This window comes from Bacteroides mediterraneensis, from assembly GCF_900128455.1.
GTDB classification, from domain to species: Bacteria; Bacteroidota; Bacteroidia; order Bacteroidales; family Bacteroidaceae; genus Phocaeicola; species Phocaeicola mediterraneensis.
In genome coordinates this window covers 2,711,103-2,726,651 of record NZ_LT635783.1, presented here as the reverse complement: position 1 = coordinate 2,726,651, position 15,549 = coordinate 2,711,103, and the positions used below count along the sequence as shown (strand labels likewise).

Sequence of the window (15,549 nt, the reverse complement as noted above, 5' to 3'; positions counted from 1 at the left end):
TACCGTCGGTTTACCTTTGCCGTCGAAAAAATAGATTATTTCTAACTAAAAATTTGTATTATGCTTAATGTACAATCAGAAAGGAAAAGAACATTGACACAAGGCTTGTTCTTTGTGTTGTTTTTATTGAGTAGTACCTTGGCATTTGCTCAGAACCAGGTGAGAGGTGTCGTAACCGACCCGACTGGTGAGCCTTTGATCGGGGTGAATGTACTTGAAAAAGGAACCACCAACGGTACGGTGACAGACATTGACGGAAAATATACTGTAAATGTACCGAAAGGAAAAACACTGGTGTTTTCTTTTATCGGGTTTGTAACACAAGAAATAAAAGTAAATTCAAACGTGGTAAATGTAACGCTTAAAGATGATACGGAAACCTTGGATGAAGTGGTAGTCATCGGTTACGGTAGCATGCAGCGTAAGGATGTGACCAGCTCCATCACTTCCGTAAAGGCAGAAGACCTGAACGTGGGTGTCGTAACCAGCCCTGCACAGATGCTGCAAGGTAAAGTTCCGGGACTGACAGTGGCCAACACCAGTGACCCGAACGGTTCAGCTTCCATCTCTTTGCGTGGTGCTTCCTCACTGCGTGCAGGTGAAGCCATGGAGCCGTACTATGTAATCGACGGTGTGCCGGGCGCCAGCCTGTCACTCATCGCCCCGGATGACATCGAAAGCATCGATGTGCTCCGCGATGCCTCTGCCACCGCCATCTACGGTTCGAAGGCAGCCAACGGTGTAATCATCGTGACAACCAAGAAAGGAAAGAAGGACGGACATACCAGCGTAAGCTACAGCGGCTACGTGGCATGGGACAAGACGATGAACACTCTCGACATGATGTCGGCAGACCAGCTGCTGGACTTTGCAAGCAAGAACAACATCGACCTGTCTCCGTATTATGACGTCAACAACCCGGCCAATACCAACTGGCAGGACGAAGTGCTCCGCACCGGTTTCAGCCATAACCACAACGTATCCATCAACGGAGGTAACGAGAAGACCAGCTACAGCGCCTCCATCAACTTCATGGACCGCCAGGGTGTGGTACGCGGCACCAGCATGGACCGTCTCAATGCCCGTTCTTTCGTACAGACAAAGGCCCTGAACGACCGCTTGGAACTGGCCTTCAGCGTCAATGCCAGCGTACGTAACAGCTCTACAGGTCCTACCGGCGGACAAGGCCAGAGCGTATTGGATGCCATGTACTACTACAGCCCGCTGGTTCCCGTCAAAAATGCGGACGGTTCCTGGTATGGCAACACACAGATTTCACAGAACTTCAACCCGGTCCGCATGATCAGCGAAGACCGCTATGACACGAAAGAGAAGCTGCTGCAGGGAACGGCACAGGCCACACTCCACATCCTCGACGGTCTGGACTGGAACCTGAACCTGTCTTACCAGAACCAGCAGTACATCTACAGCAACTACAACAGCAGCAAGACTGAATTGCCGAGCGTGGCTTCACGTAATGGCCAAGCTGACCGCAGTACATTGGAAAACACTCGTAAGCAAATGGAAACTTACCTGAACTGGAACCATACCTTTGCCGATGCGCACAAGGTGGGCGTCATGCTGGGTTACTCCTGGGAACAGGCCGACAACAGCGACGGTTTCGGTTTGAAGGTGTACAACTTCTACAACGATGACCTGACTTATCACAATCTGGGCGTGGCCAACAACATCTCCATCAACGATGTGATCAGCAACAACCTGTCCACCCTGCGTATGATTTCCTTCTACGGACGTGTCAACTACAGTTTCAACAGCAAATACCTGTTGCAGGCCACTGTACGTCGTGACGGTTCTTCCGCATTCGGTGTCAACAACCGCTGGGGTACCTTCCCCTCTGTATCTGCCGCATGGCGTATCACGGAAGAGGATTTCATGAAGAACCAGAGCGTGTTCGATGACTTGAAGCTGCGTGTCGGCTACGGTGTCAGCGGTAACTCACTGGGATTCGATGCCTTCTATTCCCGTCCTATCTACGGTTCTACCGGCTGGTTCACTTACGTGGATGCCAACGGTACTTCCTCACAATACCGTATCTTGGGTGCTACCCGTAACTCAAACCCGGATTTGAAATGGGAAACCACCGGCATGTTCAACATCGGTGTGGACTTCGGCTTCCTGAACAACCGGCTGACCGGTACCATCGAATATTATGACAAGCGTACCAGCGACTTGATTTTCGACTATGCGGTTTCCACCAACCGTTATCCTTACGGATGGATGACTGCCAACGTAGGTGACATCAGCAACAAAGGTGTGGAAATCACCATTAACGCCGTTCCGGTGAAGACACACAACTTCACATGGAGCACCACACTTAACCTGTCTCACAACAAGAACGTGGTAGAGAAACTTTCAAACGACACATATTCTGTAGAATACAGCGACCGTGCCAATCCGGATGTAGGTGGTTACACCAGCACACAGGTACAGCGTATCATGGAAGGTGCCCCGCTCGGACAGTTCTACCTGTATGAATGGGCCGGCTATGATGAAAACGGAGGCTCCATCTTCAACGACTACGATGCCGACGGCAACCTGATCGGTACTACAGACGCTCCGGCAGACGAAGACCGCCGTCCTCACGGATCAGCCCAGCCGAAACTGACTTACGGATGGAACAACGACTTCACATGGAAGAACTGGACGCTGACCGCCTTCTTCCAGGGTGTGGCCGGTAACAAGATTTTCAACGCCACCCGCTGCTACTACAACAACGTGAGCCTGGTAAGCAACGGTAAGAACGTGCTGGCAGAAGTGGCTGAAGGACAGAACGCACACGACTCACGTGCACAGGCTCCGTCCGACCGCTACCTGGAAAACGGTTCCTACCTCCGTCTGTCTACCTTGACTTTAGGCTATAACTTCGGCAAACTGGGCAACTGGGTCAACAACCTGCGCCTGTATGCCACTTGCAACAACGTATTCACCATCACCGGTTACAAAGGTGTAGACCCTGAAATCAGTCTGGGCGGCCTGGAACCGGGTATGGACTGGCGTAATACCACTTACCCGCGTACACGTACCTTCATGGTGGGCGTAAACGTGAATTTCTAACCCTTAACACAGGAGATTTTAAGATATGAAAACAAGAAATATATTGACTGGTGCCTTNCAGCCCGCTGGTTCCCGTCAAAAATGCGGACGGTTCCTGGTATGGCAACACACAGATTTCACAGAACTTCAACCCGGTCCGCATGATCAGCGAAGACCGCTATGACACGAAAGAGAAGCTGCTGCAGGGAACGGCACAGGCCACACTCCACATCCTCGACGGTCTGGACTGGAACCTGAACCTGTCTTACCAGAACCAGCAGTACATCTACAGCAACTACAACAGCAGCAAGACTGAATTGCCGAGCGTGGCTTCACGTAATGGCCAAGCTGACCGCAGTACATTGGAAAACACTCGTAAGCAAATGGAAACTTACCTGAACTGGAATCATACCTTTGCCGATGCGCACAAGGTGGGCGTCATGCTGGGTTACTCCTGGGAACAGGCCGACAACAGCGACGGTTTCGGTTTGAAGGTGTACAACTTCTACAACGATGACCTGACTTATCACAATCTGGGCGTGGCCAACAACATCTCCATCAACGATGTGATCAGCAACAACCTGTCCACCCTGCGTATGATTTCCTTCTACGGACGTGTCAACTACAGTTTCAACAGCAAATACCTGTTGCAGGCCACTGTACGTCGTGACGGTTCTTCCGCATTCGGTGTCAACAACCGCTGGGGTACCTTCCCCTCTGTATCTGCCGCATGGCGTATCACGGAAGAGGATTTCATGAAGAACCAGAGCGTGTTCGATGACTTGAAGCTGCGTGTCGGCTACGGTGTCAGCGGTAACTCACTGGGATTCGATGCCTTCTATTCCCGTCCTATCTACGGTTCTACCGGCTGGTTCACTTACGTGGATGCCAACGGTACTTCCTCACAATACCGTATCTTGGGTGCTACCCGTAACTCAAACNTCTGGCACTTACCGCATTCGGTTGTACCGATCTGGACGTTAATATTGAATCCCAATATACCGAGATGCCCAATTCGGAAATCGCCATAGAGGCCCAGATGAGCAACGCTTTCTATGGATTCCGCAACGCCATTGGCCGCCGTTTCGACGAGGGCGTATCCTGCAACTCGGATGAGTACACAGCCGTCAGCTTCGACGGTGACTACCTGAACGGTCGTGATATGGCAAACTTCTCACTGCACATGATCGACCCGACCAACTCAAAGAACCAGCTGAACGTGTTCGATGAGCTGCAGAGTGCCATCACCAACTGTAACCGTGTCCTGTTCGACCTGAGCGCCGGCGGTGTGTCCGACGAGGACCTGGCTCCGGTACGTGCCGTGCGCGCCTTCTACCACTTCATGATCATGGACCACTGGGGTGATACTCCTATCATCGACCACCTGCTGGCCGACGACGAAAAGATTGACCGTTCCCCGCGTGCCGACGTGGCCAAGTGGATTGAATCGGAACTGCTTGCCGTACGCGACAACTGCTACGAGAACGTGGATGCCTCCACTTATGGCAAGCCGACCCGCTGGATGGTGGATGCCCTGCTGGCCAAGCTGTACATCAACTGGAACGTCTATACCAAGGACGTGACCAGTTCAAGCTGGAACGCCAATGACAAGAATGAGAAACTGAATGAGTGTATTAAAGCCTGCGACCGTGTCATCGCTTCCGGCCATTTTGACCTGAGCGACGACTACAAGACCAAGTTCATGTATACCAACGGCTCACAGATCAAGGACTTCATCTACGCCATGCCGTATGATGCAGAAACAGTTCAGGGTATGACCTTCGCCCGTTTCCGTACATGGCGTCGTGGTCAGAACAGCAACGGTTTCTACAGCATCGAAATGAGTAACTCAGTGGGTGGTAATATGGCACTGACTCCTGAATTCGTAGAATTGTTCTGCCTGCCGGGTGACCGTCGTAACGACGTGATTGCCGGTAGTACCGGTGAGAACATCGGACTGCCTTCCTTCGACGTATACCAGTATGACAATGCCACCGGTGACCCGACCAACATCCGCAACACGTATGGTGGTGAGAACGTGACTTTCACCAAGGCCATCACCTTGAAGGAAGACCTGACAGCCAATCCTCCCATCGTGCCTAACGCCGACCTGAACTGCGGTGCGGACCTGAAGGGCTGGACACAGGGTTACCGTTCCATCAAGTTCTTCCCGGACATCAACGACTATAACAACTTCAGCCGTAACCAGGACAACGACGTGCCAATCTTCCGTTATGCAGACATTATCCTGATGAAATGTGAAGCTATTGTCCGTGGTGGTACAGCTACTAACGGCGATACCCCGATGAGCCTGTTCAACCAGATCCGTGCGTATGTGAACGCTCCGCTGCTGGACCACGACCCGAGCCTGCAGGAAATCCTGGATGAGCGTGGACGTGAATTCCTCGACGAGCACTGGCGTCGTAACGACCTGATCCGTTTCGGAAAATTTGAAGAGCCTTGGGGCTTCAAGGACCAGTTTAACCCGAATGCAAAGAATCCTCAATACCGCTTGTGGCCGTTGAGTATCGATGCGTTGAACAACAATACCAACTGGAAACAGAATCCGGGTTATTGATAGAAAAAGATGAATAGCAATGGCTCCAGATGACATTTGACCATCTGGAGCTTTGCTCGTCTCTATATAGAATGTTAAACTTTATATGAATTGCTTATGTGGAACACGAAATCAGTGTGGCTGTTTCTGTTAGGATTAGTCTGTATGGGAACAGCGGGAGGACAGGCTCCCGGAGATTCTTTTGAATACGCTTCATACGTCGACCCGCGCATCGGGTCGGAAGGGCTGGGGCGTGTGTTTGTCGGACCGTCGTGTCCGTTTGGAATGGTGAAACCTTCGCCGGATTGTACGCCTTCGCCCAACAGCGGATGGCTGCCGATGCCTGAACGGGTGGACGGCTTTGCGCAGGTGCACGTCAGCGGTACCGGAGGGGGACCGAAATACGGGAATGTGTTGGTGACTCCCTTTAGTGACGGTATGGACCGTGTAAGTCACATTGATTACCGCGAGTATGAAACGATTCAGCTGGGATATTATGATACCCGTTTCAAGCAGAGTGGCATCCGTACGGAAATCACCACGTCGAACCGGGCTTCTTTCTATCGTTTCACGTATCCGGAGGATTCCTTGAAATCATTGGCGGTGGATGCCGGTTTCTTCCTGGGAGAAAGTCCGATACCCGACGAGCGGGAAGCACAGCAGTTTGTCGGTTCCGAAATACAGGTGTTGTCTGACCATGAGGTGGCTGGTTATACCCGTATCCGTGGTGGGTGGAACAATGGAAAGGCGTACACGGTGTATTTCTATGCGGAAACCGACCGTCCGTTTGTGCAGTCGCTCACGTGGAAAGGCAACCGCATCACCGATGCACAGTCGCAGTATGATTCAGCAGAAAAAACTGGGGCTTTGCTGCGTTTTGCGAAATCCGACAAAGTAGTACAACTGAAAGTGGGTATCTCTTTCCTGAGCAGCCAGAAGGCCAGGTTCAATGCTCACTCAGAAATTCCTCACTGGTCGTTCGAAGAGGTACATAACGGTTTGCTGGCGCAGTGGGAAAAGTTGTTCCAGAAAATAGAAATCGACCCGTCTGCTCCAGAAGCGAAAAAACGTATGTTCTACACCGCTTTGTATCACACCATGCTGATGCCGGTAGACCGTTCGGGGGAAAACCCGCTCTGGAGCGATCCGGAACCTTATTACGATGATTTTTATGCCATCTGGGATACGTATCGCAGCTCGTTCCCGTTGATTACATTGATTGACCCGCAGCGTCAGGTGGATATCGTACGCTCGTTGATTAATATCTACAAACGTGACGGTTACATGCCGGATTCTCGTAGCGGAAACAGCAACGGACGTACGCAGGGAGGTTCCAATGCGGAAATCGTGATTGCAGATGCGTTTGTAAAAGGATTGAAGGGGATTGATTACGAATTGGGCTTGCAGGCCATGCTGAAGGATGCCACGGTTCCTCCTGGCGATAACGAAGAAGCCGAAGGACGTGGGGGACTGATTCCTTACCTGGAATTGGGCTACATTCCTCACGGTATTGACCGTGCCGGCAACCGCACCATCGAGTATGCTTATTGTGATTATGCCATTGCACAGGTGGCCAAGGGGCTGGGTAAGGAAGACTTGTATCAGCAATATATGAAACAGTCTGAGAACTGGAAGAATCTGTGGCGCAGTGATTACGAGCATGCAGGTGCCAAAGGTTTCATCATGCCGCGCGATAAGGACGGCAACTGGCTGGATTCCATTCCATTCGGACACTCCACCCGGGTGCAGCCGAAATTCAAATATACACCGGTCATTTTCGAAGGGCCGTGGTACACTAAGTGGTGGAGCATGTTTTTCTATGAAGCCAGTTCGTGGGAATATTCCTTGAGCATTCCGCACGATGTGCCGGGCTTGATTGAAAAATGCGGGGGAGCTGAGGCTTTTGAGAAACGCTTGGATATTTTCTTCGACAAGGACTTCTTCAATGTCAACAACGAACCTTCGTTCCTGACTTCCTGTCTGTATCATTGGCTCGGAAAGCCATGGCGTACGAGCGACCGTATCCGCGAAATCATTGCAAAGAATTACAATGACGGTCCGGTAGGATTGCCGGGCAACGATGACTCGGGTGCTATGTCATCCTGGCTGGCTTTCCACATGGTAGGCTTGTATCCCAATGCCGGACAGGATTACTACCTGATTCACACGCCGCTACTGGCTTCCGCTACTTTCCATCTCGCAGACGGGAAGGACTTTAAGATTGTGGCACAGGGACTTTCCGATAAAAACTGTTATATTCAGAGTGTGACACTGAACGGAAAGGATTATCCGTATTCTACGTTGCGCCACAAGGATATCATTGCCGGTGGTGAACTAGTATTGAAAATGGGAAAGAAACCCGGAAACTGGGGAAAGGAAATGGGACTGGATAAATAGAGGAACGCGTATGAAAAAGAAATATCTTATCGGTTTTTTTGCGGCATGCCTGCTGGGTACGGGCATGCTGCCGGCACAGACTGTAGTGTCAGACACATTGAAGTTCGTGTTTAAGTTGCACGGACAGACCCGCCGTTATCAGGTGGTTTTCTGTGAACAGGATGGTGGTTTACGGATGAACTGGGGTATAGAGCGTAATATGCACTGGCAGTCGGGCAGTTACACCATGACTCCGAAGGCCTTGGAAAGCGGAAGTCAGCTGTGTTTCTTGCAGCCGGACGATGGAAACCACTTGCAGCTGTCGGATGCGGAAACCGTGTATGTAGTGCCGCAGAACGTCTTGAAACAGTTGAAGGAGACGGGAAGCATGGACTTTAACCACACAACCTATGACCGGGTGGAAGATGCGTCGGAGAAGAATGCCGGACGTCCGTTGCTCCACGTGGTCGACCGTTACGAGGGCGGAGAAATGTGGATATGGGACAATCCGTCGTTGCCCATCATCTGGCGGATGGCAAACAATCCGCTGGAGGTGAACTGGCAGGTGGAAGTGATGAAGAAGTGATGAAATAGAATATATCGCAGATTTTGTTTTTTTGTCGTACCTTTGCAGAGCAAAAACAGAAAGGATTTAAATCATGCATACAAGAGAAGAAAAACTGGAAGCGTTCGGACGTCTGCTCGACGTGCTGGACGAGTTGAGGGTGAAATGTCCGTGGGACCGCAAACAGACTAACGAAAGTTTGCGTCCGAACACCATTGAAGAGGTGTATGAACTCTGTGATGCCCTGATGAAGGACGACAAGAAAAACATCTGTAAGGAATTGGGCGACGTGTTGCTCCACGTGGTGTTCTATGCCAAGATTGGCAGTGAGACCGGTGATTTTGACATCAAGGACGTGTGCGACAAGTTGTGCGACAAATTGATATTCCGTCATCCGCACGTGTTTGGGGAAGTCAAGGCCGATACGGCGGAACAGGTGTCCGAGAACTGGGAGCAAATTAAACTGAAGGAAAAGGACGGCAACAAGTCGGTTTTGAGCGGTGTGCCTGAGGCTCTTCCTTCCCTGATTAAGGCCTATCGTATTCAGGACAAGGCTCGCAACGTAGGCTTCGATTGGGAAGAACGTGAGCAGGTGTGGAACAAGGTGAAAGAGGAAATCGGAGAGTTCGAGGCAGAAGTAGGACAGATGGACAAGGACAAGGCGGAAGCCGAGTTTGGCGACGTAATGTTCAGCCTGATTAATGCAGCCCGGCTCTATAAAATCAATCCGGACAATGCGCTGGAGCGGACCAACCAGAAGTTTATCCGCCGTTTCAATTACCTGGAAGCGCATACCATCAAGGAAGGGAAGAACCTGAACGATATGTCGCTGGAAGAGATGGATGCCATCTGGAACGAAGCAAAGGCGAAAGGTCTCTGACAAGGGAATGCACCTGCAATGTGTTTCAAAGTGTTGCTCTTTTAATGTGATTGGACGTTTCTGGAAAAATATCTTTCTGAAAGAATAACATATTGAAAGATTTTTCTACCTTTGCGAAACATAAACAAAAATTTTAAAAAAAGGAAATGGTGAACAAAGCTATTATTACAGTCGTAGGCAAGGATACCGTGGGTATCATTGCCCAGGTGTGTACTTATCTGGCAGAGAATAAGGTGAACATTCTGGATATCTCTCAGACCATCGTACAGGAATATTTCACAATGATGATGATTGTGGATATGACCAAACTGGAAAAACCTTTTGAAGAGGTTGTTACCGAGCTGACCAATGTCGGTGCGGAAATCGGGGTGCAGATTAAGTGCCAGCGCGAGGAAATCTTTGATAAAATGCATCGTATCTAACGAAAAGGAGAAACGGTATGATCAATATAACAGAGGTTCTGGAAACCAATAAGATGATAGAGCAGGAAAACCTGGATGTGCGTACCATTACGATGGGTATCAACCTGTTGGATTGTGCGGACAGCAACCTGGAGGTGCTTTGTCAGAATATATACAATAAGATTACCGGACTGGCAAAAGACCTGGTCAGAACGGGAGAGGACATTTCCAAGGAATTTGGTATTCCTATCGTGAACAAGCGAATTTCCATCACACCGATTGCATTGGTGGGGGGAACGGCCTGCAAGACGCCGGATGATTATGTGCAGATTGCCAAAACTTTGGACAAGGTGGCCGGAGAACTGGGGGTCAATTTTATCGGCGGTTATTCTGCGATTGTTTCTAAAGGAATGAGCCGCAGCGATGAATTGCTGATTCGTTCTATTCCGAAAGCGCTGGCTTGTACGGAGCGTATCTGTAGTTCCGTGAACGTAGGTTCTACCAAGACGGGTATCAACATGGATGCGGTGAAACTGATGGGTGAAATCATCAAGGAAACGGCCGAAATGACCAAGGAACGCGACTCGTTGGGTTGTGCCAAGCTGGTGGTGCTCTGCAATGCCCCTGATGACAACCCCTTTATGGCAGGTGCCTTCCACGGCGTATCCGAACCGGATGCAGTGATTAACGTGGGTGTCAGCGGTCCGGGCGTGGTAAAATATGCCTTGGAGCAAATCCGCGGAAAGAGTTTCGAAGTGCTTTGTGAAACCATCAAGCGCACGGCATTCAAGATTACACGTGTGGGACAGCTGGTGGCTCAGGAGGCTTCACGACGTCTGAATGTGCCGTTTGGTATCATCGACCTTTCACTGGCTCCGACGCCGGCGGTGGGCGACAGTGTGGCCGAAATTCTGCAGGAAATCGGATTGGAATATCCGGGGGCTCCGGGAACGACGGCAGCCTTGGCTTTGTTGAACGACCAGGTGAAGAAAGGAGGCGTGATGGCGTCTTCGTATGTGGGGGGACTGAGCGGTGCCTTTATTCCGGTAAGTGAAGATCAGGGAATGATTGATGCCGTTGAAGCAGGTGCTCTGACCATTGAGAAGCTGGAGGCCATGACGTGTGTCTGCTCAGTAGGGCTGGACATGATAGCCATACCGGGAAGTACAACTGCCGCTACCATTTCGGGGGTAATCGCCGACGAGGCAGCCATCGGCATGGTGAACCAGAAGACCACGGCGGTGCGCGTGATTCCGGTGGTAGGCAAGGAAGTGGGCGATACGGTGGAATTCGGCGGCTTGCTGGGTTATGCACCCGTAATGCCGGTCAACCGTTACAGCTGTGAGGCTTTCGTGAACCGTGGCGGACGGATTCCGGCACCGATTCATAGCTTCAAGAACTGATATTGAAATCGAAACAGATAGATAAGAGGGAGGCTCAGCCGGTTGGACAACCGTTGAGCCTCCCTTTCTCTTATAACCTTAATACGATGGTAATTGTATTTACTCTTTACATATAACAACTGAAGGCGGAAAATGTTTTGCCGGAGGGCAGAAAAAGTGCTAGGACACTGCCGGATTTGTGCTATCTTTGCGACGGAAATATTTTGACCTGTATGACGGATTATTTGAATGAACTGAATGACAGTCAGCGCGAGGCGGTGATGTACAACGAGGGACCCTCCCTGGTGATTGCAGGAGCCGGTTCTGGAAAGACGCGCGTGCTGACCTACAAGATAGCCTATCTGCTGGACAACGGGTATGAGCCGTGGTCCATTCTGGCATTGACCTTTACCAACAAGGCAGCCCGCGAGATGAAGGAGCGTATCGCCCGCCAAGTGGGGCCGGAGCGGGCCCGTTATCTCTGGATGGGGACTTTCCATTCCATTTTTTCCCGTATTCTGCGGGCGGAGGCTGAGGCGTTGGGCTTTACGTCCAATTTCACGATTTACGACGCGACGGATTCCAAGAGCTTGGTGAAGACCATTATCAAGGAAATGAATCTGGACGACAAGGTGTACAAGCCGGGCATGGTGCAGGGACGCATCAGTCAGGCCAAGAACCATCTGGTACTGCCGGAGGCATACGCGGCAAATGCAGAGCTGGTGGAGGCGGACCAGGCGGCGAAGGTGCCGTTGGTGCGGGAAATTTATGCGCGCTACTGGAACCGTTGCCGGCAGAGTGACGCCATGGATTTCGACGACCTGCTGCTTTATACCTATTTGTTGTTTCACACGCGTCCGGACATCTGCGACAAGTATGCGGCACGTTTCCGTTATATCCTGGTGGATGAGTATCAGGACACGAACTTCGCCCAGCATAGCATTGTGCTCCAGCTTACGCAGAAACAGCAGTTCGTGTGCGTGGTGGGCGACGATGCACAGAGCATCTATTCCTTCCGTGGGGCCAACATCGACAACATCCTGAATTTTACCCGTACCTATAAAGATGCCCGTCTGTTCAAGCTGGAACAGAATTACCGGTCCACGCAGACCATTGTCAACGCGGCCAACAGCCTGATTGCGAAAAACCGCGACCAGATTCGGAAGGATGTATTTTCAGAAAAGGACAAAGGGGAGCCTATTGGGGTGTTTGCAGCCTACAGCGATGTGGAAGAAGGAGAGATTGTGGCCAATAAGATTGTGCAGTTGCATGCGAAGGAAGACTATGCCTATCACGACTGTGCCATCCTTTACCGTACGAATGCCCAGAGCCGTATCTTCGAAGAGGCGTTGCGCAAGCGCGGTATTCCGTACCGTATCTATGGGGGACTGTCGTTCTACCAGCGCAAGGAAGTGAAAGACGTCGTGGCCTATTTTCGGATGGTAGTGAATCCGAACGATGAAGAGGCTTTCAAGCGGGTCATCAATTATCCGGCGCGCGGCATCGGGAATACGACGCTGGGTAAACTGGCGGAGGCTGCCAGCCGTTTTCAGGTGAGTCTGTGGAAGGTGTTGTGCGAACCGCTGAGCTACGGGCTGACATTGAACAAGGGTATCCATACCAAGTTGCAGGGCTTCCGTGACCTGATTGCGGAGTTTGTGACGATGGCCCAGGAAAAGGATGCCTATACGGTGGGCATGGAACTGGTGCGCCGTTCGGGCATCATGGCGGAAGTGTATCAGGACCGCTCGCCCGAGAATCTGAGCCGACAGGAAAACATCGAGGAACTGGTGAACGGCATGCGTGATTTCTGTGAGGGACGGCAGGAAGAGGGGAATCCTCATCTGCTGCTGGCCGATTACCTGTCGGAGATTGCCCTGCTCACCGACCAGGATGAAGACAAGGGAGAAACGCAGTCGAAGGTGACACTGATGACCATCCATTCGGCCAAGGGACTGGAGTTCCGCAACGTGTTTGTGGTGGGGATGGAAGAGAATCTGTTTCCCAGTCCGCTGTCGTCGGCTTCCTATCGGGCATTGGAAGAAGAACGCCGCCTGTTTTATGTGGCCGTCACCCGGGCGGAAGACCACTGCTACCTGTCGTATGCCAAGAGCCGTTTCAAGTATGGTAAGATGGAGTTCTGCAACCCGAGCCGTTTCCTGAAAGACATCGATGTGCGTTACCTGAAACTGCCGCAGGAGGAACTGATGGTCGGGCGCATCGAGGAAAAGGCCAGCCGTTTCCGGAAAGAGGCCAGTCGCGCTTCCTACGAACGAGAGCCTCGTGAAAGCGGACCGTCGATGTTCGACGGAGGCCCGATGCCGGAAGAGCCCCATCGTTTTGTGCCTCCTCGCACGTTGCGCCGTATTCCGGATGCTACTCCTTCCACTGCTTCTTCTAGTCCGTCGGCAGGGGAACTGTCGGCCGGCATGTGGATAGAGCATGAACGTTTCGGCAAGGGAGAAGTGACCAAGGTGGAAGGCAGTGGAGACAACTGCAAGGCAACGGTGCAGTTCCAGCATGCCGGGGTAAAGCAGCTCTTGCTGAAGTTCGCCCGTTTTAAAGTAATCGATGAAACAAAATAAATAAGAAAGACAATGATAAAAGACTGGGACAAGATACCCTCTCCGTGCTATGTCATGGAGGAGGAATTGCTGAGAAAGAATCTCACATTGATTAAGCACGTGGCCGATACGGCAGGGGTGGAAATTATTCTGGCGTTTAAGGCCTTCGCCATGTGGAAATCATTCCCGATTTTCCGGGAATACATCCGATACACTACGGCCAGTTCCGAATACGAGGCCCGTCTGGCTTTCGAAGAGTTTGGTAGCAAGGCACATACCTATTCACCCGCCTATACGGCACAGAACTTTCCGGCTTTCCTGAAATACAGCAGCCACATCACCTTCAACTCGCTGTCACAGTTTGAACGGTTCTATCCGATGGCCAAGGCGAATCCGGAACCGGTGTCCTGCGGCATCCGTGTCAATCCCGAATATTCGGAAGTGGAGGTGGAGCTGTACAATCCTTGTGCACCGGGTACCCGTTTCGGCGTGACGGCCGATTTGCTGCCGGAGCAGTTGCCGGAAGGAATCGAAGGATTTCATTGCCATTGCCATTGCGAATCGAGCTCGTACGAACTGGAACGCACGCTTCAGCACATTGAGGAGAAATTCAGCCGCTGGTTTCCGCAGCTGAAATGGCTGAATCTGGGAGGAGGCCATCTGATGACACGGGCCGATTATGATGTGGACCATCTGATTCGCCTGTTGCAAGGGTTGAGGTCGCGCTATCCGCACCTGAAAATCATTCTGGAACCAGGCTCGGCCTTCACCTGGCAGACAGGACCGTTGGTGGCTTCGGTGGTCGACGTGGTGGAAAGCCGGGGCATACGGACAGCCATTCTTGATGTCAGCTTCACCTGCCACATGCCCGACTGCCTGGAGATGCCTTATCAGCCACGGGTGCGTGATGCAGAATCGTTACCTGCCGATGCCGTAAAAACCGCTTCGAAAGAAGAGCATGTGTACCGGTTGGGCGGTAACAGTTGCCTGAGCGGTGACTACATGGGCAGCTGGAAGTTCGACCATGAGCTGCAGGTGGGTGAGCGGGTTGTGTTTGAAGACATGATTCACTATACTATGGTCAAGACGAATATGTTTAATGGTATTCATCACCCGTCGATTGCCATTCTGCATACCGACGGCGAGCTGGAGGTGTATCGCACCTTCCATTACGAGGATTATCGCGACCGCATGTGCTGAGTCTGTTGTGGAGTCTGTCTAGGCGTTGGTTGGAAAACGCTTAGACGCTTTGCTTCAAACGCACTTACGTTTGAAGCAAAACGCAAGTGCGTTTGGATTGAAACGCAAGTACGTTTTCGTTCAAACGTCCTTGCGTTTTTTTTGTAGGTTGGAGAACCTTTCTTTTTCCTTTCAAAAAGTCTTCATTTCCAACTTCTTCCGACCGGAAATAAGGCAGGAGTACCTTGGAACGGCAAAATGCCTTCACTTAAAAATATCACTTTTTTCAAAAAAAGATACCCGATTGTTTTGGTAGTTTCAAAAAAAGGACTACCTTTGCACTCGCAATCGGGAAAATGATGAACGGTTGTAGAAATGATGCGGAAATAGCTCAGTTGGTAGAGCATAACCTTGCCAAGGTTAGGGTCGCGAGTTCGAGTCTCGTTTTCCGCTCAGTGAAAAAGAAAAGAGTTGCGCTAAGCAAATGCCCAGGTGGCGGAATGGTAGACGCGCACGTTTCAGGTGCGTGTGTCGAGAGGCATGCAGGTTCGAGTCCTGTTCTGGGCACCACGAAAAAACAATTCTTTTCTT

At 51.2% G+C, this 15,549-nt stretch carries 9 protein-coding genes, 2 tRNA genes and 1 pseudogene; all 12 read left to right on the top strand.

Features of this window, described 5'->3' with window-relative positions; translation table 11 throughout:
* The first annotated feature begins 60 nt into the window (after positions 1-60).
* Entirely contained in the window at positions 61-3,075 is a 3,015-nt protein-coding gene (locus BQ7480_RS11625; protein ID WP_072542985.1) for a SusC/RagA family TonB-linked outer membrane protein, read from the top strand.
* Between the two features lie 59 nt (positions 3,076-3,134).
* Positions 3,135-3,995, top strand: a pseudogene (locus BQ7480_RS11620) (SusC/RagA family TonB-linked outer membrane protein); the annotation flags it as partial.
* 65 nt (positions 3,996-4,060) lie between these two features.
* A complete protein-coding gene (locus BQ7480_RS11615; RefSeq protein WP_139255766.1) occupies positions 4,061-5,632 on the top strand; it encodes a RagB/SusD family nutrient uptake outer membrane protein in 1,572 nt (523 codons plus the stop codon).
* 96 nt (positions 5,633-5,728) lie between these two features.
* Complete coding sequence (locus tag BQ7480_RS11610; protein WP_072542982.1) at positions 5,729-8,008, top strand: GH92 family glycosyl hydrolase; 2,280 nt, start codon at positions 5,729-5,731, stop codon at positions 8,006-8,008.
* A 10-nt stretch (positions 8,009-8,018) separates the two neighbouring features.
* On the top strand, positions 8,019-8,573 hold the full coding sequence (locus tag BQ7480_RS11605; RefSeq protein WP_072542981.1) for a hypothetical protein: 555 nt from the start codon (positions 8,019-8,021) through the stop codon (positions 8,571-8,573).
* A gap of 73 nt (positions 8,574-8,646) precedes the next feature.
* Positions 8,647-9,432 carry a nucleoside triphosphate pyrophosphohydrolase gene (gene mazG, locus BQ7480_RS11600; protein WP_072542980.1) on the top strand — a complete coding sequence of 262 codons (786 nt, stop codon included), beginning with the start codon at positions 8,647-8,649 and terminating at the stop codon, positions 9,430-9,432.
* A gap of 149 nt (positions 9,433-9,581) precedes the next feature.
* Positions 9,582-9,854, top strand: a complete 273-nt coding sequence (locus tag BQ7480_RS11595; protein ID WP_072544009.1) for an ACT domain-containing protein — start codon at positions 9,582-9,584, stop codon at positions 9,852-9,854.
* A gap of 17 nt (positions 9,855-9,871) precedes the next feature.
* Positions 9,872-11,236, top strand: a complete 1,365-nt coding sequence (locus BQ7480_RS11590) for a PFL family protein (protein ID WP_072542979.1) — start codon at positions 9,872-9,874, stop codon at positions 11,234-11,236.
* Between the two features lie 212 nt (positions 11,237-11,448).
* Positions 11,449-13,800 carry an ATP-dependent helicase gene (locus tag BQ7480_RS11585; RefSeq protein ID WP_072542978.1) on the top strand — a complete coding sequence of 784 codons (2,352 nt, stop codon included), beginning with the start codon at positions 11,449-11,451 and terminating at the stop codon, positions 13,798-13,800.
* Positions 13,801-13,812: 12 nt separating this feature from the next.
* A complete protein-coding gene (gene nspC / locus BQ7480_RS11580; RefSeq protein ID WP_394332627.1) occupies positions 13,813-14,979 on the top strand; it encodes a carboxynorspermidine decarboxylase in 1,167 nt (388 codons plus the stop codon).
* A gap of 359 nt (positions 14,980-15,338) precedes the next feature.
* Positions 15,339-15,411, top strand: a tRNA-Gly gene (locus BQ7480_RS11570).
* A 33-nt stretch (positions 15,412-15,444) separates the two neighbouring features.
* Positions 15,445-15,528: transfer RNA gene (locus BQ7480_RS11565), tRNA-Leu, on the top strand.
* Positions 15,529-15,549 lie beyond the last annotated feature (21 nt).

Excerpts from the sequence above, each read along its gene's own strand:
- BQ7480_RS11585 (WP_072542978.1), top strand. The coding sequence starts at position 11,449 with ATGACGGATTATTTGAATGAACTGAATGACAGTCAGCGCGAGGCGGTG.
- nspC (WP_394332627.1), top strand. The coding sequence starts at position 13,813 with ATGATAAAAGACTGGGACAAGATACCCTCTCCGTGCTATGTCATGGAG.
- BQ7480_RS11590 (WP_072542979.1), top strand. The coding sequence starts at position 9,872 with ATGATCAATATAACAGAGGTTCTGGAAACCAATAAGATGATAGAGCAG.
- BQ7480_RS11615 (WP_139255766.1), top strand. The coding sequence starts at position 4,061 with ATGCCCAATTCGGAAATCGCCATAGAGGCCCAGATGAGCAACGCTTTC.
- BQ7480_RS11610 (WP_072542982.1), top strand. The coding sequence starts at position 5,729 with ATGTGGAACACGAAATCAGTGTGGCTGTTTCTGTTAGGATTAGTCTGT.
- BQ7480_RS11605 (WP_072542981.1), top strand. The coding sequence starts at position 8,019 with ATGAAAAAGAAATATCTTATCGGTTTTTTTGCGGCATGCCTGCTGGGT.
- mazG (WP_072542980.1), top strand. The coding sequence starts at position 8,647 with ATGCATACAAGAGAAGAAAAACTGGAAGCGTTCGGACGTCTGCTCGAC.
- BQ7480_RS11625 (WP_072542985.1), top strand. The coding sequence starts at position 61 with ATGCTTAATGTACAATCAGAAAGGAAAAGAACATTGACACAAGGCTTG.